This is a genomic window from Lentibacillus halodurans, assembly GCF_900112045.1.
Taxonomy (GTDB): domain Bacteria; phylum Bacillota; class Bacilli; order Bacillales; family Amphibacillaceae; genus Lentibacillus; species Lentibacillus halodurans.
Map to the genome: position 1 here is coordinate 1 of NZ_FOJW01000016.1, position 21,031 is coordinate 21,031.

Here is a 21,031-nt window from a genome sequence, read left to right on the forward strand (position 1 = left end):
GTCCAGCATGCCTTTCCGGTTCCGGCGGCTGAAAATCTCCTGTTTCAATCTGTTTCAGCTGTGAAACAAGTTCCCGGACATCCATGCTGCCATCTCCACCATCTCGGATCGCCTCAACCATGTCTTCCAACGATTGCACTGCCAGAAACATGACATCCATCACATCTTCCGTCACGTCCAATTCCTGATTTCTGATCTGATCGAAGACATTTTCCATTTGATGGGTTAAAGCGGCAATGTCATGAAATGCCATTGTTCCGGCCATGCCCTTCAATGTATGGGCTGAACGAAAAATGTCATGGACGATATCCGGATTCTCCGGATTCTGTTCGAGTTCTAATAAATGATGATTGATGGACTGCAGGTGTTCATCACTTTCGTCAAGGAATACATCAAGATAATCACTGGTATCCATTTCAACCCCCCTATCTATTAATCAAGCAACAGGTTATGAACTGACATCGATACATGAAGGAAATGTTTAAAACAGATCAATAAATTGCCTTTTTTCTAAATCATGGGTTAATAGAACCATTTCTTTTTAACTATTATAATTACTATATCGACAAATTTTTTACAAAGTTAAACACAAAAGGTGAAACTTCATTCAGCGGGCTGCTTCGACGCACAGGACGTGACGAACTTAGCCTGCCTGGGAGCTGTTCCCCCACAGTTTTTACGTTTACCCTGCAAGCACGAAGCGGGAAACTTACTGGCTGCAACTGATTGACAGGCATTCCCTATTCAATTTTTCACCTCTTTAGTCGATATATGAAATAGGATCATATTTGATATTTTATAAGGAGCATAAGACATGGCCACATTAAAAGAGAAGCAACTTCCGCAAACATTACATATTATCGATACATTAATAGAAGCTGCTGACCATTTTTCTGATTTGGTGAAACAGAAAAACCTTAACCAGAGTATTTATATATTCAGCTCCATTGTTGACGGATTCAGTGCAATAGAGAAAACCTTAGCGAAAACAAAATCTGATGAAATGAAGCAAAATAAAGAAAGCATTGAACGCAGTATTCACTTCATAGCTAAACAGATGGAACAAGGAAACTTTTTAAAAATTTCGGAAGTCATCCAGTTTTCCCTGATGCCGCAGTTTCGGGAATTAAAACGGACATTTGAGGCCTGCATCCCAGGTGAACAAGCGACAGAACCCATTACAATCGGGGTTTATTCAAGCAGGGCCAATCCTCGTATCGCCTATCCGGAAGAACGCATTAACGCCTATGTCGAGGAAGCGGAACGTCAAGGTGTCGATTTGATCTTTTTTTCTTCAGAAGATGTTGATTTTGAAAACAAACAAATCAATGCCGACATTTTCAAGGCCAATGAATGGCAGAAAATGGTTTCTCCTTTTCCGGATGTCATCAATAATATTGCACCAAGCTCCCGCATTCAGCAGACCCGTACGGAACGGAAGCTGCGGCGTGAACTGCCCTTCACCAGTTTCTATGTCGGCAATAAATTTCACTTGCCAAAGAAATTGGTGAAATACAGGAAATATGCGAATCTGCTGGTTCCATTCAAAATGTGTCGTCATGAAAACATCATCCATGAATTCATGCAGGAAAATAAAATTGTCGTCTTCAAGCCGATTATGGGACGCCGAGGCGAAAACATCTTCTTTGTTGAAAAAAGGGGCAACAGATATTCATTGCTGGATCACAAAAAGGAGCAAATCATCGGTCAGGAAAAATTTAACGAATGGCTTCATAAAGTTATTTTAAAACGTAAAAACAGTTATTTAGTTCAGCGTTATATTCATTCCCGCACCAAAAGTGACGAACCGTTCCATATTCGGGCACACGTTCAGAAAAATGGCGATGGATCTTGGCAATTGACTAAAATCTACCCACGTGTCGGCAGCAAGAAGAGTAATCTCAGTAATATCGCCAATGAAGGGAGAATTGAAGAACTCGGACCATTTCTGGAAAGAGAATTTGGCGGGCAAGGCAAAGAATACGAACAGAAAACACTGGAGATTGCCATAGGCTTAACACGGCATCTTGATCATATTCATGGGCTGGCCTTGGATGAGCTGGGAATTGATCTGACCATTGATCAAAATGGCCGCTTCTGGCTGCATGAGGTAAACAACGGACCACAAACCTTATTTCATGAGAAGGAACGGGCGGCCAACACCGTCGCTTATGCAGCGTATATCGCCAAAAATGGCATTGTGCACACAAATGAACTGGCTGAACGAAAGCCGATAAAAGATCAATTTGAATCTCGTTACACCAATTTAACATGGGTTGAATCAACTGAACAGTCTCGGATTGGAATGCTAATGCAGAACAATGAACCTGACGAATTAGCTGTCTCATGTGCCAGAACCGCCCATAATGAAAGTGTGGACTTTTTCTATTTCACACCGAAAGATATTGATTTTGATGAAATGGTAATCAGAGGCTATTTTTATGAAAATGCGAAATGGATACCTAAAGTCGTGGAATATCCGGATGTGATTTACGACCATCTCAGGATGAGAGGGACAAAACGATATCGAATTATCTATGAAGAACTGGAAGAGATACCGTTTACGAATGAACTATCGGTGAATTCAGTTAGCCGGTCAAACATTTATGATCACTTGACAGATGCGAACGATTTAAAGGATGTTACGATACCCTATCAAAAAGTCAGTCGTGTCAAGGATATACTTCATTTTGTAGAACAGTTTGGAGACGTTATGTTAAAACCTGATCGCAGTGCTTCTAAGGATTGCTATTGCATATCAAAATCAGCTATCGATCATTACATGATGTCTGATGAAAAAAAGAATAAGCAATACAGCGAAATAGGTTTGACACAGCACTTAAGGGAAAAGATTAAAAAGGGAAGCTTTGTTGTTCAGCAGCATGTTAAAACACTGACAACAGACGGACAATCATCTAACATTCGGATACACATGATGAAAGACGGGAATGGCGAGTGGTCGCTTGTGAGCAGTGATCCGGTTTTGGAACATGATGGCAGCAGCAGAACGGACAATGAAAACAATTGGCTTGTTCAACATTATGGCGAAAAATGTGCAGAGAATCTTAAAAAGCAACTGCCAGCTTTATCACACAAGATTGTAACAGTCCTTGAAAGAATCCATGCTGAACACTTTCATGTTGTAACACTGGATTTCACTGTTGATGAAAAAACGGACCTCCGTTTCGTTGAAGCTGATTTTGATAACCGTGGTATTGATGATGTTAAGACAGCGCAGCACGCTATAGCTTATGCAGTTCATTTGAGTGAGGGTCAGATATAACTAGCTTCCTAAAAACGAATAGATTGAATAAGAAACCATTGGCAGTGTCCGGTGGTTTCTTATTTCACAGGACTGACCGTACAAATCTTGTCACATCTTCCTCCCTGATAACTATCCGGTCAATTTTAGTGAGATACCGCCACTTTTATATTGTTATTCGTTCAGGAAGGGAAACCACTTTTTGAAACATTCCGGCCACTTGAGTAATTATCCAGCTGATTTGGTGAATCATTCGGAATACATGATTCCACGAGTAGAATCATACACCTAAAACAAGCTCTATTTGACGTTATGTCGAATTTTTTGCTAGTTTGATAGATAAGTAATAAGAAACGCTTACACATAGAACACAGGGGGAATGAAAATTGAAAACACTAACGGCATTATTTGACCGGATGGTGCAGCGGTATTTACCCGATGCTTTTCTTTTTGCCATCATCCTAACGATCATTGTTTTCTTTCTGGGAATGGGTGTTATGGGCAGTTCACCCATTGAGATGGTTGAATATTGGGGTACAGGCTTCTGGGATTTGCTTGAATTCGCCATGCAAATGTCGCTGATTGTTGTGACCGGATACATCCTGGCAAGCACACCGTTTGTTCGTAACATTTTGCAGAAAATCAGCACACTGGCCAATACACCCGGTCAGGCGATATTGCTGGTCACATTTGTGGCTTCTGTCGCCTGTCTCATTAACTACGGATTCGGGCTTGTTGTTGGAGCACTCTTAGCTATCCATGTGGCAAGACGTGTTACATCAGTCGATTATCGATTGCTGATGGCCAGTGCCTACAGCGGCTTTTTGCTTTGGCACGGTGGACTTTCGGGATCAATTCCGTTACTGGTTGCAACTGATGACCATTTTTTAATGGACACGATCGGGACAGTACCGGTAACGGAAACACTTTTCAGCAGCTTTAATCTATTCATTGTACTTTTCTTGCTCCTGACATTACCTTTCATCAATTGGTATTTAATGAAAGCCCGTGATCCTTTCACAAATACAGATGCGTCAACATGGGATACGAAAGATTATGAGGATACTGAAGAAGAAACAATACCTGCCAAAAACCGAACACCGGCAGAAAGTCTGGAAAACAGTCAAATTATTTCGCTTATTATCGGAATCATGGGACTCGCGTTTATCATCTATCATTTTACGCAAAACGGCTTTGACCTAAACCTTAATATCGTCAATTTCACTTTCCTTTTCCTGGGGATTCTGTTCCATAAAACACCACGGCGCTTTTTGAACAGTGTCACGAGTGCGGTGCAAAATGCCGGGGGAATCATTATCCAATTCCCGTTCTATGCAGGTATTATGGGCATGATGGTTGAGTCGGGACTGTCACAGGAGATGTCGATGTGGTTTGTTAGCATATCAAATGAAATGACCCTGCCGTTATTTTCGTTCATCAGTGCCGGCATCGTTAATTTCTTCGTCCCATCCGGCGGCGGTCAATGGGCGGTACAAGGACCCATTATGGTACCAGCTGCTCTGGAGATTGGTGCAGATACAGCGAAAACCGCAATGGGTGTCGCATGGGGAGATGCATGGACGAACATGATACAGCCATTTTGGGCATTGCCGCTGCTCGCGATAGCAGGTTTAAAAGTTCGTGACATCATGGGCTTTTGTGCCCTGATTCTGTTTTACAGTTTCATTCCGATTTCGATAGGTCTATTGTTCTTTTAAAAATAGAAAATGTCCCGGTGCCATATATGATACCGGGACTTATTCGTAGTATTGACCGTAAAAATACACGTTCGTTTGACGTTTTCAAGCCGAAATCTGGCCGTTTTGGATCAAAATTTGATGTTGTCTCCGGTTTCATCAGCTCAAGTCTCAGCAGTCTGCTCTACTTTTCGTTTGCCGAATACCTGCGCAACAGCTATACCGGCAATAATCATCGCCGATCCGATCAGAATCCCATTCGTCAACTCTTCACCTAAAATCCACCATCCAAAAAACAGACCAAACACCGGAACAAGTAATGTCGACAAGGTTGCTGTCACCATATCAATGATGCTCAAAAGCACAAACCAGACAGTGAAACATAACGCCGATGCCAGCACACCGGTAAATAATATGTAAAAAACGCTTTCGCCAGTCAGTCTGATCGGATCACCCCATTCCGCAAACAGCGTCGCAATAACGATACCGATTGTTCCAAAAAACATTTGATAGGCTGACACCTGCAGCTGGGTCATGCCTTCAAGTTTAAGGCGATAATAAACATTAGCACCTGCCCACGATACGGCTGCCACAATGATCAGAAGTTCACCGAATATGGTCGCCGGATCCTGTACAAAAAAGATATCCCAGCCAAGTATCGTTACAAGACCCAACATACCAACCACAAGCCCAAGAAACTTTCCTCCCGTAATTTCTTCGCCTAAAATTTTTACTGCAAAGATACTGCTCCACAATGGCATTGAGTACAGCAAAACAGACGATTTCCCAGCATCGACAAACTGCATCCCGTACATGACAAACGTAAACACAATTGTTGTCTGCAATATTCCGACAATAATAAGGTGTTTCCACATATTTCGCGCCGGCTTAGCTTTTTTAAGCAGCCAGACAGCAAGCAGTAATACAGCTGCACCGGTTCCAAACCGAAACGCAGAAAACGTAAATGGCCCCATAAAATTAAGCGAGGCTTTCATGAAAACCCATGCATAGCCCCAAATAATTGTAATAAGCAAAATCAAGGTCCACACAATCCATCTATTTTTCAATAAAGAATTTCCCATAGCCCCAAAACCTCTTTATCTGGCATTATAACATTAGTATAGTCATTTCCGATACGGTTGGCAATAAATGAATCCAGTGAAACTTAATTCCTATATCAATAGACATATATTGACGAGTATGCGCAACTTTTTTAATTCCTGGGTTGGATGGACATTCAAATCTTATCGAATTATGATGAATATAAGCTATAAGATTCCCCCTTTTAAAAATATAAGGTGTCCCACTTTCATTTGGGGCACCCCTTTTTTGTATTATTCGATTAAATTCCTTACGCGAAAAATATGTTCCTTTTTGCAATCCACTAGCACTTTTTGCTTCGGATCAGCTGCTTTCAAAAATCATACAGCAGTGTCTGAAACTTTTCGTCTGTATCATTTAACATATAATTATAGACTTTCCCAACGTTTTTAATGCATAAGTTGGATGGACGTACGAACTTTATCGAATTACGCTTAATGTAAGCCCTTGCAAAAAGGAGGAAAATTATGAAAAGACGATTGTTGTACACTGTCACTTGTGCTGCTATATCGGCGACTATAATAGCATTAGTTACCACACCAGCATTCGCGGAACAGAAACCTTCCATGAAAAAACAAAACAAGAAACACGTGCAAGAACAACCACACCCTACATTCAGCTGGGGATCACCAGGACCATCATCACCCGTATTACATCCCGGTTCGGTAAAGGGAGCCGGAATGATGGAGGAACCTTTAAATGACATTGATACAGTCATAGAATCAACGATTAACGATGATGTCATGCCCGGAGCGGTTACATTTGTTGCCAGGCAGGGCCATATCGTGCAGCACCAGGCATATGGGAATGCTGTTCTTTACCAGGACGACAGTGGGAACGAGCTGAACGATCCCATTTCAATGAACAAGGACACGATTTTTGACGTTGCCTCTCTCAGTAAGATTTTCACAACCATTGCAGCGATGAAGTTATACGAAGAAGGACAATTAAAACTGGATGATCCGGTGGCAAACTATATCCCGGAATTCTCCCAAAATGGAAAAGAACATGTTACCATACGGCATTTGATGACACATACCTCTGGATTCACAGCCTGGGTTCCACTCTATACGATTGGCGACGCAAGGGAGGACAGGCTGCAGTATGTCTTTGAATATCCATTGGATAACGAGCCTGGCACAACGTATACCTACAGTGACTTGAATATGATCACACTTGCCGCCATTATTGAACGGCTTTCCGGCAAAAGACTTGATGATTTCGTCAAAGACAACATCACTGACCCGCTGGACATGACAAATACAATGTACAACCCGCCGGAAACACTAAAAGAGCGGATTGCTGCTACCGAATATCAGCCGTCTACAAACCGCGGTCTCGTCTGGGGCGAGGTTCACGATGAGAACGCCTGGGCACTTGATGGAGTTGCAGGTCATGCCGGTGTTTTTTCCACCGCGAATGATCTCGCAAAACTTGGGCACATGATGATCAATGACGGACAATATGGGAACGTCCAAATTCTTCAGCCTGAGACTGTTGAACTTCTCGCTAAAAACCAGTTGCCGCAGTTCCCCGGTGATGAACATGGATTAGGGTGGGAAGTAGCCCAAGGCTGGTATATGGATGCGCTATCAGATACATCAGCAATTGGGCATACTGGTTTCACAGGGACATCAATTGTTATAAACCGGAACAATGACACCATTGCGATTTTATTGACAAATCGTGTACACCCGACACGTGACACCGTCTCAACCAACCCAGCAAGACGGCAACTTGCCCGCCAGGTTGCTGATGCTATCCCTGTCAGCATTCCGGGTAAAGAGGATGCATGGTTTGCCGGTTACGGCGATAACGAAAACCGGACATTGACGGCAAATGTCGACCTTGATGAAGTGACCTCCGTTTCGTTTGATACATGGTTCCGTATTGAGCAGGCCTATGATTCAGGGACTATGGAAATCTCGGAGGATGGTGAGAACTGGACGAGTGCTGGAATCGAGTTTACAGGCAGCAGCGACGGGTGGCAATCACATGAAATACAAATACCTGCTGAAACCAAGCACATCCGTTTCAACTATCAGACAGATGCCAGTACCAATGGGAGGGGATGGTATATTGCCAATGCCCGTCTGGACAATGGGACCCAGCTGAATTTTACAAGTGAGAACTGGGTCAGGCGAAACTACTGAACTTTTTCTCTATTAAATCCGTTAAGAAGGGGAACCGCTTAAGCGATCCCCCTTTTTTCTTATCCTTTAATGGCACCCTCTGTCATGCCTTTTGCAATCCGCTGCTGGAAAATGGCATATAAGATGATCACCGGAACAATCGCAATGACCAAACTTGCAAATAACGTTCCCCATGCATTCGTATACTGTGCTTCACTGCTAATAAAATCAATCGCCAATGCAAGTGTATAATTTTCCTCAGTCTGCAGAAAGATAAGCGCCATAAAGTACTCGTTCCAGAACTGAATTGCGTTCATGATTGTCACCGTAATAATCCCTGACATAGAAAGCGGTGTAATGATTTTCCACAGCACACCATAAGGCGACATGCCATCCATTGCCGCTGATTCTTCCAATGACTTGGGAATTGTACTTATAAAGCTTGTCAGTACGAAAATCGAAAATGGCAACTGGCTGATCGCATAGACAATCGCAAGCCCGAATATATTATCCAGTAAGTTGAACTGTGCCAGCAGGAAAAACAGCGGAATCCAGCCGAGCACCATTGGAATCATCATCGCCGAAATATATAATGTAAATAAAAAATGGCCTCCTTTAAAGCGGATCCGTTCAAGCGCATAGGCTGTCGGAATGGCAAGCACCAATGTCAAAACAGCACCAACCACCGTCACAATCAAACTATTAAACACGCTTGTATCAATATTATATTCCGTCCACGCCGTTACAAAGTTCTGGAAATTCCATGTTTCCGGAAAACCCCATGGATTGGCATAAATTTCAGCGTTTGATTTAAATGAACCAATAAGCATCCAAATAATCGGATATAGCACAGCGATCGACCATAATATAAGCGGTATCCTGATCCCGGTTCTGGATATCATTTGACCTATACTTGGTTTCATGCTTGTTCCCCCTCCATCAGTATTCGACCTTATCTCTCTTCAGCAGCAACTGCAGGATCAATACGGTGATTAATGAAATGACTAAAATCATGACACCAATGGTTGCTCCGTATCCAAAATTATACTGCTGGAAAGCTTGCTGATAGAGGTAGGACCCCATTACGTGTGTCGCGTTATTCGGTCCACCCCCGGTCATGACTTGTACAATAATAAATGATCCATTTAAAGTTGTAATGACAATATACAGGATGGAAATTTTAATCTGTGGCCATACAAGTGGTAGCGTTACTTTCCAAAATTGCTGCCATTCATTTGCCCCGTCAATGTGTGCCGCTTCATAATAACTTTTGGAGATGTTGGCAATCCCCCCCATTAAGAGCAGCATAAATAAACCAATTCCAGCCCAGATGGATGGCAGAACAAGACTCGTGAGTGCCCAATCTTCATTCCCTAACCATGCTCGCTGCCATTCCTCAAGACCGAGAAACTCAAGTCCCGAATTAATCAGACCCAAATCCGGATTGTAAATAAATGCCCACAAAATACCAATAACCACGACAGACATAATATTCGGGAAGAAAAAGATAATCCGGTAAAACGGCGCCTCCTTAATTTTCAGCTGCGTCAGAGCAACCGCAATAAACATCGCCATAATCATTATCCCGATCACTTTTGTAATAACAAGAAAGTAATCGTGCCAGATTGTTGCGGGAATTATCTCATCCTTGAAAAGTCTTATATAGTTGTCCAATCCGACAAATTCTCTCGCCTGTGACGAACCCGACATGTCAAAAAAGGAATAATACAATCCGCTGAATAATGGATAAAGGGTAAAAATGCTGAACAGGATAAATGTCGGGACGAGACAAAAAGCCAGAAACAGGTATTTTTGTTTTTTTGACTGTACCATCTAACCACTCTTTCCGGTGAAAATAATGGTATGGAATATGAAAGCAAACAAGCAGCCTTCACATTCCATACACATTTATATTATTATTGGTTGTTTCGATATTCGGCAGCTGCTTCTTCAGCTTCCTCGACAAATTCTTCTGCTGTAATATTACCGAGCATAAGCGAGACGAGTGAATCACTGATCGGTGTTTCCAAGTCTGCACTCATTGGATGAGGCTTATGATAGATTTGAGCCTGTTCAGGATCATTGATCATTTCATTCGCATCAATCAGATATTGCGGTACGTTTTCGTTCGACGCCAAATCTACGCCTTCGAGGTTCATAATAGCACCAGTATGCTCAGAAAATGATTTAGCATATTCTTTTGTGAAAACAAACTCAACAAACGCCTTGGCTGCTTCCGGGTTTTCCGCCTGTTCAGCAATCGCCAGTGGACGCAGGTCCGGAACAACTGCCATTGGTTCGCCCGCATCGTTCATTGGTGACGGGATGAAACCATACTCCAAGTCCTCAGGTTTGTCACCTTCCATTTCATTTGGCAGCCAGAACCCAACCGGAATATAGGCATTATCGTGAAGCAGGAAATTCATTTGTGACTGCGTATGATTAATCGCTGCAAATCCTTCGTCAATATAGCCCTCCTGCTGCATCTTTTCCACTTTCTTCATGACTTCGAGTACTGGTTCACTTGTCCATGCACCTTCTGCACCAGTAATGACATCCTCCAGCAATTCATTACCGCCTGCTGCCCCGAATGCCGGATATAACATACCACGCAGGAAGTAGTATGGATGCTGTCCGGTTGTCACAAATGGTGCAATATCAGCAGACTCCTGAATGTCACCCATGGAGCTCATGAAACTTTCAAAATCGGTCGGTACTTCAAAACCTTCTTCCTCAAACCAAGATATGTCATACCATGTTCCCCATGTATCAAATACTAATGGCAAGCTGTGAATTTCACCATCATATGTGGCCGGTTCTACTATAAAACTATCAAGCAGTGGTGTACCGTCTTCCAATTCAATATCTTGTACCCAATCAGACAAATTCATCAATTGTCCATCTTCTACCATCTGTGTTTCGCTTGATCCAGCACCATCAATGTAAACAACATCAGGCGGATCGCCGGAAACCCAGCGTGATCTCATTTCTTCATTAATATTCGGTCCGGCATGTTCGACAATTTCCAGATCAGGGTGCTGTTCCTGGAAGTCGCCAATAACCTCTTTCCACCATGAGTCACCATAACCTCCGACAAAATACTGAATCTCAAGTGTTCCGCTCAAACCATCGCCCTCGCTTGACTCTTCACCTGAACCATCACTGCCCTCATCAGGTGATTCTTCCGTTGTGCTGTCATCTGAACAGGCTGCTGCTACAATAAGTAAGACAGCCATCAGAAAAAGCACGAAAGGATTTTTAAATAAACGCTTCAAAATAATCTTCCCCCTTTGTTTAGTTTAAAATATATGAAACTCACTAATAGCTCATGTAACTATTAAACAAGTTTCAAACATTGGAGTTCATTACAATTGCAATCGCATCACGAACATAACCATTGCTTTGCTCGATGGCTTCTTCTGCTTCCTGGTAGGTAACACCCCCCTTAATCATCACAATTGCTGGTTTCACCTGGTTATCAGTTAAAGCTAGTACTCTATCAGCTTCCTCATAATCAGCACCAGTAATTTCCATAATAATTCGTTTGGCACGCTGCATTAACTTATAATTGCTGGCATGCACATCTACCATAAGATTTTCATAGACTTTTCCCAGTTTTACCATTGTTGTTGTGCTAATCATATTCAAGATCATTTTATGAGCTGTTGCCGCCTTCATCCGGGTAGAACCTGTCAGCACTTCCGGACCGACAATCACCTCAATTTCGGTATCCGCAAACTCACTTATTAATGAGTGTTCATTGCATGACAAAGAAACAGTGTATGCACCAATTTCCCTTGCATATTTCAATGCACCAATTGGATAGGGGGTTCGCCCGCTTGCTGTAATACCTATCACAACATCTTTATAATTTAGATTTTTGGTTTTTATATCCTGCACACCCTGTGTTTCGTCATCTTCTGACCCTTCAACGGCGTGAAAAAATGCACCATTACCACCTGCCATAATGGTTTGAACCATATCATCCGACGTCATGAATGTAGGCGGACATTCTGAAGCATCCAACACACCAAGTCTGCCGCTTGTTCCAGCTCCCACATAAAACAAACGCCCGCCTTGATTCAATGCCTTATAGATATGTTCAATGGCATCATTGACCTTAGGTAATACGTTTTTAACAGCCCCTGCAACTTTTTTATCTTCTTGATTTATCACATTTAACATTTCCATTGTCGACATTTGATCCAATGTCATCGTGTTATCATTGCGTTTTTCAGTTATTAGCTTTGCCAGTTCCATATTTCCATGCGTCTCCCCACATAAAGAGTAATAAAGCGCTTTCAACCAAACAAAAGAAATCGAATAAATTTTTATTTGATTTAAGTATAGGTTTGTTGAACTATTTTGTCAATATAGCTTTTGTATTTTTGTAATAATATTTCAATATGCAACACAAGTTTCTTACTTTTCTTTCAAATCGGATATGGCTTTCCTAGTTTGATCAAGGTGCTGCACAATTTCTTCATAATCCTTTGAAGCTAAAGCCATCAACAGAATATCAATCACGTGGAGCTGTGCAATTCTTGAAGAGGTTGCTCCGCTTCTGAAGATTGCTTCTCTTGCTGCAGATGTATACAATTGAATATCCGAAATGCTGCTGACCGGTGACTTCCCGGATTTTGTTATACTGATCGTTTTGACTTGTTTATGTTGGGCCAGCTCCAGCAAATGACGCACTTGTTTTGTTTTGCCTGAAAAAGAAATCCCGACAACGGCGTCATTAGGTCCTTTATTGGCAATAGCTGTTGCCCCCATATGTACATCTGAAAAGGACTGCACATTTTTATCAATTCTCGTAAACTTCTGTTCCGCATCTTTTGCAGCAATATACGAAGCACCAAATCCAATAAATACAATTGATTTTGCATTGGATAAGGTGTTTACCGCTCTTTCCAAATCTGACACCCGCATAATGTCAACCGTTTCTTTTATTGTTTGGATCGTGTTTGAAGCGACCTTGTCAATAATATTTTCATATTTATCATTCGGTTCTATATCCCGGTATCCCTGTTCTGCCTGTTCCTGCAGATCACCAGCGACTCGAATCTTCAATTCCTGAAAACCATCCAGCCCGAGAGATTTGCATAAACGGATTACAGCAGCACTTGAGGTACCACTTTTTTCTCCAAGCGCCAACGCTGTAAGCATAATTGATTCTTCCGGATTTTCTAAAATATGTTGTGCCAGTTTTTTTTCCGATGGCGGAAGTGTATGTACCATTTCCCTTAAAATCGTCAGACCGCCTTTGACTTGTGACAATCCCATCACCTCTTAATATGTTGAAATAATATTTCGAATCGCGTTACCACCCAGTCTGATATTATCCATTAAAAAAGCACCAACTATTGAACCGCCTACCGGTTCCATTTCAGGTCTGATAATTGTTAATTGCGGAAAATCGTCCAGTTTCTCTTCAAGTAACCGAGGCAAAACATTTTCATCCCGAAAAACGCCTCCACATAGTACCGCGTTCAATCCATCCCCCGGTGAAAAAAGTTTCGAATATAAAGTCCGCATACTCCAGCTTAAATCATTGACGGCATTCGCAACAATTTCTCCCGCAACCGGATCGTTATGTTTATAAGCCCCAAACACCAGCTTTGATACCGGGGAAATGTGGCTTTTCGGAGCTCCGGAAGTATAAATTTGCTGAACAAGGTCAAATGGATTTTCCATTCCATAATGCGTACGAACCATGTCAAGCAGCATTGTCTTTTCACCACGTCCGTCAAAGGCTTTTAACGCTGCTGTTATCCCCTTTCTGCCAATATCGTATCCGCTGCCCTCATCACCAAATAAATAGCCCCAGCCACCGACACGATCACGTTCTTCATTACTGTTAATTCCATAAGTTATAGAACCTGTTCCTGAGATCTGTACAATTCCGGGATCACCATAAGTCCCGGAATACAGTGCGTTCACCGTGTCAGGTTCGACTTGAATCACGACCTTTTGCGGAACGGTCAGGCTTAATATCTCCTTTAGATCGGTAACAGCTTTGTTATTACCGGCACCTGAGATACCTGCAAATAAATTGGTTACATTCTCAAATGCTGTGGGATTCTGTTTTTTTAAATCCTCCATTATATGCGTCAAGGTCTGGATGATATCCTTTTTTTCAACGGCATTCGGATTGATAGGTCCTGCAGCAGATTTGGCCGTAACCATGCCATTTGCGTCCGCTATTGCCGCTGTAGTCTTGGTTCCCCCACCGTCAACTCCAACAACGTAATTCATATTCCCCCGACCCTTCGTGACATGTTGTACTATCATCTTATAAAATTTAAAATATATTAACAAGTTTTTATGAAATAAAATTTCAAACAGATAATCGTTCTAACCTCCTTTTTAATAACTTATTTTTTCGAAAAATGCAATAATGAAATAAATTGAAAGGAGCGAGCTTCATGTATGGAGGAAAACACCGTAAAAAGCCTGTCATTAATGAACCAGGCTGGACTGTCGATGATTATTACCAGCTGCCGGAAGATGGAAACCAGTATGAGATCATTAATGGAATACTTGAATTGAAACCATCGCCATCCACGACACACCAGCGGATCAGCCACCGTCTGGAACGAACACTGACTGATTCATGCGAAAACAATTATATTATCACTGATTCACCAATTGATGTCATTCTTTCAGACATGGAAACACGTCAGCCCGATATACTCATGATTCATCGCAGCCGGGAACGTATTATTCAGGAACATGCCATTGTCGGACCGCCCGATTTAGTCATTGAAATCCTCTCCCGCAACAGTGCAAATCGGGATCGGATCATGAAAAAAGAAAGCTATGCCAGGTTCGGCGTCCCCGAATATTGGATCGTGGACTATAAAAATGAAGCTGTTGAGCAATACGTTCCAGAAGGGGACAAGCAGCAATATGATTTGATTAACGTTTTCGAAGCCAACGATACCATCACATCAGACCGCCTGCCATGTGTGTCATTTATTGTGAAAGACGGGTTGAAGATCTGACGCCTCTCCTTATGCTTAACATCCAATACTACCCCTTATCATGGCGATAAGTGTGGTATATAACCATTTCCAAGCTTGCCGGTGAAAATGTTAAACCTATATTCGATCCCATTGCTAAATGTTCAGTTCATTTTTACTGTATTCCACGATTGCAACATCGTTTGCTGATGCATGAAAATAACCTATTGTGGTAAGGTAAATTCGAACCAAACCATGAAGAAAGTTGGTGTACGCACGTATGATCGTTAACCAGCAGCCTAACCAGTTAATCAGCGAAAAATCGCCATACCTCCAACAGCACGCCTACAACCCGGTTAATTGGTATCCATGGGGTGATGAAGCTTTTGAAAAAGCCCAGCAGGAGAACAAGCCTGTTTTCCTTTCCATCGGTTACTCAACTTGCCATTGGTGTCATGTCTTCGCGCATGAATCATTTGAGGATGAAGAAATCGCATCTTACTTAAATGATCATTATGTCGCCATCAAAGTCGACCGCGAAGAACGTCCGGACATTGATTCCGTTTATATGAAAGTTTGTCAAATGATGACCGGACATGGCGGCTGGCCGCTATCCATTTTTATGACACCGGATAAAGTCCCATTTTATGCCGGGACTTATTTTCCCCGTACCAGCAAATACGGCATGCCCGGATTTATGGAAGTTATCACGCAACTATACCGACGATACAAACAGGATCCTAATCAGATTGATGAAGTGACCAATAGTGTGACCGATGCGCTGGAAAAAACTGTCGCAATCAAAAGTGAGAACCGCCTTACGAAAGACATCACCGATCAAGCTTTTCAGCAGCTCGGCAAACGATTTGATTTTACCTATGGCGGATTTGGTTCAGCACCAAAATTCCCCGCGCCACAAAATTTGCTGTTTCTGTTAAGATATTATCATTTTACCGGCAAAACCGCCGCACTGAAAATGGCAGAAAGCACACTGCAAACAATGGCTGACGGCGGCATTTATGACCATGTCGGCTTCGGATTTGCGCGCTATTCCACCGATAAAAAATGGCTCGTCCCCCACTTTGAAAAGATGCTCTATGACAATGCATTATTACTGATCGCATATACAGAAAGCTATCAGATCACGAAAAACCCATTATATAAGAAAATCAGTGAGCAGATCATCACGTTTGTAATGAGGGAAATGCACAGTTCGGAAGGTGGTTTCTTCTCGGCCATTGACGCTGATTCAGAAGGTGTTGAAGGTCAATATTACGTTTGGGATTATGATGAAATCTTTCATATCCTCGGTGAAGAACAAGGAGATTTCTATGCGTCTGTATACGGCATAACATCTGAAGGCAATTTTGAGGGGAAAAACATTCCAAACCTGCTGAAAGCTGACCTGGAAACAATAGCAGAAGACCATGACATGACATTAACACAGCTTGATCAAGAACTCGATGATGCACGGAAGAAATTGCTGTCTGCACGGGAAAAACGCGTTTATCCGCATGTGGATGACAAAATCCTGACATCGTGGAATGCCATGATGATTACCGCTCTGGCTAAAGCCGGGAAGGTTTTTCACAAGCGCGAATACACGAAAGCTGCTGAAGACACGATGGAATTTATCGAAAACAACCTGATTCAGGACGAACGGGTTATGGCCCGCTATCGTGACGGTGACGCGAAATATAATGGTTACCTTGATGATTATGCCTTTTTATTGTGGGCTTATGTTGAACTGTATGAGGCAACTTTTTCATTGCCGTACCTGAAAAAAGCACGTACTCTGACCGATGACATGATTGCATTGTTCTGGGATACCGGTGAGGGGGGGTTTTTCTTTAATGGACATGACAGTGAAAAACTGCTGTCACGGGAAAAAGAGATCTATGACGGTGCACTCCCTTCAGGTAACAGTGTTGCAGCTGTCATGCTCGCTACAATGGGATACTTGTCCGGTGAAACATCTTATCTCGATAAACTGGAAGAAATGTACTATACCTTTTATGACGAGGTTAATCAAGGTACAGCAGCGAGTACACATTTTATTCAGAGCCTGCTCTTAACGGAAAACGCGACAAAAGAAGTCGTCGTTATCGGTGATTCAAGTCCATTTACAGCGGAACTTCAACAATCATTTTCACCAGATGTAACACTGCTTGCAGGCAATGATCCAAGGCAGCTTGCAGAGGCGGCCCCTTTCACATCCGAATATAAACAGCTTGACGATGAGACGACCATTTACGTCTGCGAAAACTTTGCATGCCACCAACCAACAAGCAATATGGCAAAAGCATGGGAGCTCATCCAGAATGACCGTTGATGCTATGAAGCGCAGCGGTCATTTTAGCAGATAAGATAGGATCAACTTTCCTATATGCATAAGTACAGCTTAGACTTTGGTATAAGGCTTGGTGATGCGCGAAGTTTTCTAATGAATTTGCCATAACTGCAGCGCTTCCTTCATAATCTGCTATTTGACTATACTAAACGGGCCTGAAAATCAGACCGTCCCTATGATATAATAAACGTAAATAGCCATATAAAGGAGCATTCGCATGCAGAAGGTAAAAATGAATGTTCAAACTGCATACCATGGTGACCTGCTTCGTGCAGGCAAAATCTATGAAGTGGATGAAACTACCGCTGAACGTTGGATCGCCAGCAAAATAGCGGAAAAAGTTGAAAACGAATAGAAAGTCTATAGCTCTCTATCAAAAGAGAATATATACTAGAGAAAAAGGAGGTGAACCAAATGGATGCGCAACGTTCGGAACGTATGGAAAATATGCTTTCACAATTAATCTCTATGGTTGGCAGCATGCGGACTGAGCAGACTGCCATGAAAGAAGAACAGGCTGCCATGAGGGAAGAGCTGGCGGAAATCAAGAATGAACAGACTGACATGAAACAGAAAATGACGGAAAACGACAAACGTCATCGAGAAATTATGGATGAATTCAAAATCCTGCGGGCAGACCAGGATCATATCTGGAAGAAAACTGTGCAAAACGAACGGGACATCAACCAGTTGAAGCATCAGTTAACAAATTAATACCTCAGCTCATGCCCCACGAATAAACAAATTGGATCTTTCCCGAAACTAAAAACCCTCGTACCATGTCCTCAGGGAGAACACGTACAAGGGTTTTTTAGTCTGCATGTACGTCACCTGTTTGCAAAGAATTCCTCAGCCTCGTCAAGATATTTTTCCTGTGAAGGCTCCAGATCATACTCTTCCACAATCGCATCAACCGGACATACCGCCTTACATGCAGCACAGTCGATACAAACATCCGGATCTATGTAAAATTGTTCCGGTCCTTCCTCGATGCAATCAACAGGGCAAACCGTCACACATTCACCTGACTTTTCACCACGGCAAGGATCTAATATAACAAAAGCCACAAATGTAACCTCCTTCCAATTATATTTAATGATACATGATACCGCGGTTACAAGTAAACAGCTTGTCACTTTTCAAAATACAGGTGAGCATGCAAGGCGCAGCCCGGATTAAAAGCTGCATGACAAAATGGACAACGGTAGCTGCCCTTGAGGTATTCGTTTATCGTCAGTTCTGTTTTGCAGTTGCCGCAAAAAATTGCTTTACGGTCAAATTTTGTCCGTGGCCAGACCTTTGTTGTCCCGCACCCATATTGCGCATGACATTTATAGCAGGGAAAATACTCCCCGCAACAATAGAATTTAATCGCTATTCTATCATTGGAACTGTGATAGTGTTCACAGCGTGTCTCCTGATCGATTGCTCCTTTTATCGTCATAAAAAACTCCTTCTGCTATATATGGCTGAAACAAAGATTTCCTCCCCAACGTTTCGGGGGCAACGCATTCTTCATGCTGATCACCCCAAACCTCTGCGGCCGCTTCTGATATTTCCTCTCATCTCTGCATAATCGCTATGTTTTTAAATGGAGATCTCCCTAAGGAAGATCCCCACCCTATTTGAATGACAAGATCAGTCATGCGGTTTTTCTTTTAACTCTTTACCATTTTTCCCTTCATAGCGCAATCCCCATCCGGTTAATGCTGCAATCAGCATGATGATGAACAGGAACCAGCCTTGAAATACGAATGGGAACACAGCTGTCGGCTCAACAATCGGGAGCCAATCATATTGCCCCTGCATCGTTTGGATTGTTGACCAGCCCAACAGTACTGGAGCTCCCCATGGAAAAATGTAACCCAGGGCTGAAGTCACAGCATCGAGCATGTTCGCCATCCGGTAGCGGTGAATTTTATACTTTGAACCTATCTCTTTAACGAATGGTGCTGCTGCGATTTCTGCCGCCGTATTGATAGTGATTGAACTGTTTAACAATGCGACAATCGCCCATATCGACACCTCAGCTTTGCGGACAGAATGTTTGATCCATTTGACCAGACCTTTCGTAATAGCTTCCATTGTTCCGCCCAATTTCAGCAGGTGAGCCGCTGCTACAATAAGCAGGATAAGGATGGCCATATTAAAATAACCTGTCAGTCCTTCAACCAAAGCACCTTCCACAACAGCATCTGAATCCGGGTTAAAGCTTAGAATGTCACCAAATGTTCCCAAATTCAGCAGCAAAATGATTGGGATAGCTGATATGATCCCCCATGTTAACGATGTAAGCAGATGCTGTCCGGATAAAGCAAGTATAAGTACTAACGCAAAAGGAACCAGCATCATTAGCCCGCTTGCATTGACAGATTCGATCACCGAATTCACTGCAGCCTGATCAACCTGTACATTACCGCCGCCGCCGAAAATCGCGAACAAAATAACAGCCGGAACAGCAGCGACGATCGAATATTTGAAACGGCTCCGTACGACGCCGGGCACATCTGCGTCCTGTGTTGTCGCCGAAACAATCGTCGTATCCGAAACTGGTGCCAGGTTATCACCAAACACAGCTCCAGCCAAAATAGCTGCAAACATGAATGTCGGGTCAGCCCCTACTGCAATACCAGCCGGATACATTAACGTACAAAAAGCAACAGTCGTTCCATAACCAGTACCGACAGCTGTTGAAAAAGTCGCCGCCAACAGAAAGGTCAGCGCAACAAAAATACCGCCTTCAACCCCTGTTACAGATCCAATCCATACAAGCCCTTCGACAAGACCGCCCACCTGCAATACTTGTGCGAACATGCCTGCATAAAACCATGCCACCATCGCAATTACACCAACAGGCTGTGCGAGACCGTCAAATAAGCCTTGTGCATAATCTTCCCATCTGCTTTTGCATAACAGTAAACCGAGTGTCAGACCTATAACAGCTCCTAAAACCAGTGCAACCTCGGATGACAGCTGCATGACACTTATCGTAATCGCCCAAACGACAAAAAATAGTAAAGGCACTGCTGCCCCAAATGGTCCGAATATGAAATCCAGCTTTTGAACTTTTTTATCCCCAGTGGCCTTATCCAATTCTTCGTTACTCGACATTTCTCGCTCCTCCTCTATCATAGGAAAATGTTAAAAATCTACTACTAATACAGTTTATCATGGATTTCGAAAATTATGAATGCATGTCATAAACATTCCACCAATTTCAGGAAATCATTTTAACGCAGATTAGAAAAACGCGGCATTTACATTGCCTTATAGTAAGTGCCCAAGCTTTTCTTATAAGGTCAACCATGACATGTATGTACTTTTGAGGTTACAAAAATATCAATACGCTGGCCAGGCGACATTTCAAACAATGCAAATGCTCGAATAACAGTATCCAACCAGCAAAAAAGGATCAGGCTGTACAGCAGCAGAAACGCCATCCGTGTGTCAAATGCCGTTTTTTATCATTCGCATTCATAAACGTCAGTATAACATTCCGGGAATCATGACAGGTACAATCGACG

Annotated in this window: 18 protein-coding genes; 7 read left to right on the forward strand and 11 right to left on the reverse strand. The window is 42.6% G+C overall.

Features of this window, described 5'->3' with window-relative positions:
* Nucleotides 1-415: Hpt domain-containing protein (locus tag BM195_RS15570; RefSeq protein WP_170848281.1), on the reverse strand; the 415-nt coding region annotated here is incomplete at its 3' end.
* A gap of 399 nt (nt 416-814) precedes the next feature.
* Here BM195_RS15570 and BM195_RS15575 point away from each other — a divergent pair.
* Together BM195_RS15575 and BM195_RS15580 are read left to right on the forward strand one after the other, a co-directional pair.
* Nucleotides 815-3,283, forward strand: coding sequence for a YheC/YheD family protein (locus BM195_RS15575; RefSeq protein ID WP_090240644.1), 2,469 nt, complete (start codon nt 815-817; stop codon nt 3,281-3,283).
* 365 nt (nt 3,284-3,648) lie between these two features.
* Nucleotides 3,649-4,980 carry a short-chain fatty acid transporter gene (locus BM195_RS15580; protein WP_090240649.1) on the forward strand — a complete coding sequence of 444 codons (1,332 nt, stop codon included), beginning with the start codon at nt 3,649-3,651 and terminating at the stop codon, nt 4,978-4,980.
* Nucleotides 4,981-5,123: 143 nt separating this feature from the next.
* Here the strand turns inward: BM195_RS15580 and BM195_RS15585 are convergent, their stop codons facing one another.
* Entirely contained in the window at nt 5,124-6,041 is a 918-nt protein-coding gene (locus tag BM195_RS15585) for a DMT family transporter (protein ID WP_090240651.1), read from the reverse strand.
* 486 nt (nt 6,042-6,527) lie between these two features.
* Here BM195_RS15585 and BM195_RS15590 point away from each other — a divergent pair, with 486 nt between their 5' ends.
* Nucleotides 6,528-8,213 (forward strand): serine hydrolase domain-containing protein, encoded by a 1,686-nt coding sequence (locus BM195_RS15590; RefSeq protein WP_090240656.1) that lies wholly within the window; start codon nt 6,528-6,530, stop codon nt 8,211-8,213.
* A gap of 59 nt (nt 8,214-8,272) precedes the next feature.
* On the opposite strand, the gene BM195_RS15595 is transcribed toward BM195_RS15590, so the two are convergent.
* The 6 genes from BM195_RS15595 to BM195_RS15620 all read right to left on the reverse strand — a co-directional run bounded on the left by BM195_RS15595 (nt 8,273) and on the right by BM195_RS15620 (nt 14,450).
* Nucleotides 8,273-9,115 carry a carbohydrate ABC transporter permease gene (locus tag BM195_RS15595; RefSeq protein WP_090240661.1) on the reverse strand — a complete coding sequence of 281 codons (843 nt, stop codon included), beginning with the start codon at nt 9,113-9,115 and terminating at the stop codon, nt 8,273-8,275.
* Nucleotides 9,116-9,131: 16 nt separating this feature from the next.
* Nucleotides 9,132-10,025: a carbohydrate ABC transporter permease gene (locus BM195_RS15600; protein WP_090240666.1), complete on the reverse strand. Its 894-nt coding sequence runs from the start codon at nt 10,023-10,025 to the stop codon at nt 9,132-9,134.
* Between the two features lie 83 nt (nt 10,026-10,108).
* On the reverse strand, nt 10,109-11,428 hold the full coding sequence (locus BM195_RS15605; RefSeq protein WP_090240812.1) for an ABC transporter substrate-binding protein: 1,320 nt from the start codon (nt 11,426-11,428) through the stop codon (nt 10,109-10,111).
* A 112-nt stretch (nt 11,429-11,540) separates the two neighbouring features.
* Nucleotides 11,541-12,452 (reverse strand): N-acetylmuramic acid 6-phosphate etherase, encoded by a 912-nt coding sequence (gene murQ, locus BM195_RS15610; RefSeq protein WP_090240669.1) that lies wholly within the window; start codon nt 12,450-12,452, stop codon nt 11,541-11,543.
* 162 nt (nt 12,453-12,614) lie between these two features.
* Nucleotides 12,615-13,478, reverse strand: a complete 864-nt coding sequence (locus BM195_RS15615; protein ID WP_090240670.1) for a MurR/RpiR family transcriptional regulator — start codon at nt 13,476-13,478, stop codon at nt 12,615-12,617.
* Nucleotides 13,479-13,484: 6 nt separating this feature from the next.
* Nucleotides 13,485-14,450 carry an N-acetylglucosamine kinase gene (locus tag BM195_RS15620; RefSeq protein WP_090240676.1) on the reverse strand — a complete coding sequence of 322 codons (966 nt, stop codon included), beginning with the start codon at nt 14,448-14,450 and terminating at the stop codon, nt 13,485-13,487.
* Nucleotides 14,451-14,620: 170 nt separating this feature from the next.
* Here BM195_RS15620 and BM195_RS15625 point away from each other — a divergent pair, with 170 nt between their 5' ends.
* The 4 genes from BM195_RS15625 (at nt 14,621) to BM195_RS15635 (ending at nt 18,221) form a co-directional block, all read left to right on the forward strand.
* On the forward strand, nt 14,621-15,199 hold the full coding sequence (locus BM195_RS15625) for a Uma2 family endonuclease (RefSeq protein ID WP_090240678.1): 579 nt from the start codon (nt 14,621-14,623) through the stop codon (nt 15,197-15,199).
* 238 nt (nt 15,200-15,437) lie between these two features.
* On the forward strand, nt 15,438-17,489 hold the full coding sequence (locus BM195_RS15630) for a thioredoxin domain-containing protein (protein WP_090240680.1): 2,052 nt from the start codon (nt 15,438-15,440) through the stop codon (nt 17,487-17,489).
* Between the two features lie 235 nt (nt 17,490-17,724).
* On the forward strand, nt 17,725-17,862 hold the full coding sequence (locus tag BM195_RS18395; RefSeq protein ID WP_170848282.1) for a hypothetical protein: 138 nt from the start codon (nt 17,725-17,727) through the stop codon (nt 17,860-17,862).
* A gap of 59 nt (nt 17,863-17,921) precedes the next feature.
* Nucleotides 17,922-18,221 carry a hypothetical protein gene (locus tag BM195_RS15635; protein WP_090240682.1) on the forward strand — a complete coding sequence of 100 codons (300 nt, stop codon included), beginning with the start codon at nt 17,922-17,924 and terminating at the stop codon, nt 18,219-18,221.
* A 113-nt stretch (nt 18,222-18,334) separates the two neighbouring features.
* On the opposite strand, the gene BM195_RS15640 is transcribed toward BM195_RS15635, so the two are convergent.
* The 3 genes from BM195_RS15640 to BM195_RS15650 form a co-directional block, all read right to left on the reverse strand.
* Nucleotides 18,335-18,574 (reverse strand): ferredoxin family protein, encoded by a 240-nt coding sequence (locus tag BM195_RS15640; RefSeq protein ID WP_090240683.1) that lies wholly within the window; start codon nt 18,572-18,574, stop codon nt 18,335-18,337.
* Nucleotides 18,575-18,639: 65 nt separating this feature from the next.
* Nucleotides 18,640-18,951, reverse strand: coding sequence for a CHY zinc finger protein (locus tag BM195_RS15645; RefSeq protein WP_090240684.1), 312 nt, complete (start codon nt 18,949-18,951; stop codon nt 18,640-18,642).
* 194 nt (nt 18,952-19,145) lie between these two features.
* On the reverse strand, nt 19,146-20,618 hold the full coding sequence (locus BM195_RS15650) for a Na+/H+ antiporter NhaC family protein (protein WP_090240686.1): 1,473 nt from the start codon (nt 20,616-20,618) through the stop codon (nt 19,146-19,148).
* Nucleotides 20,619-21,031 lie beyond the last annotated feature (413 nt).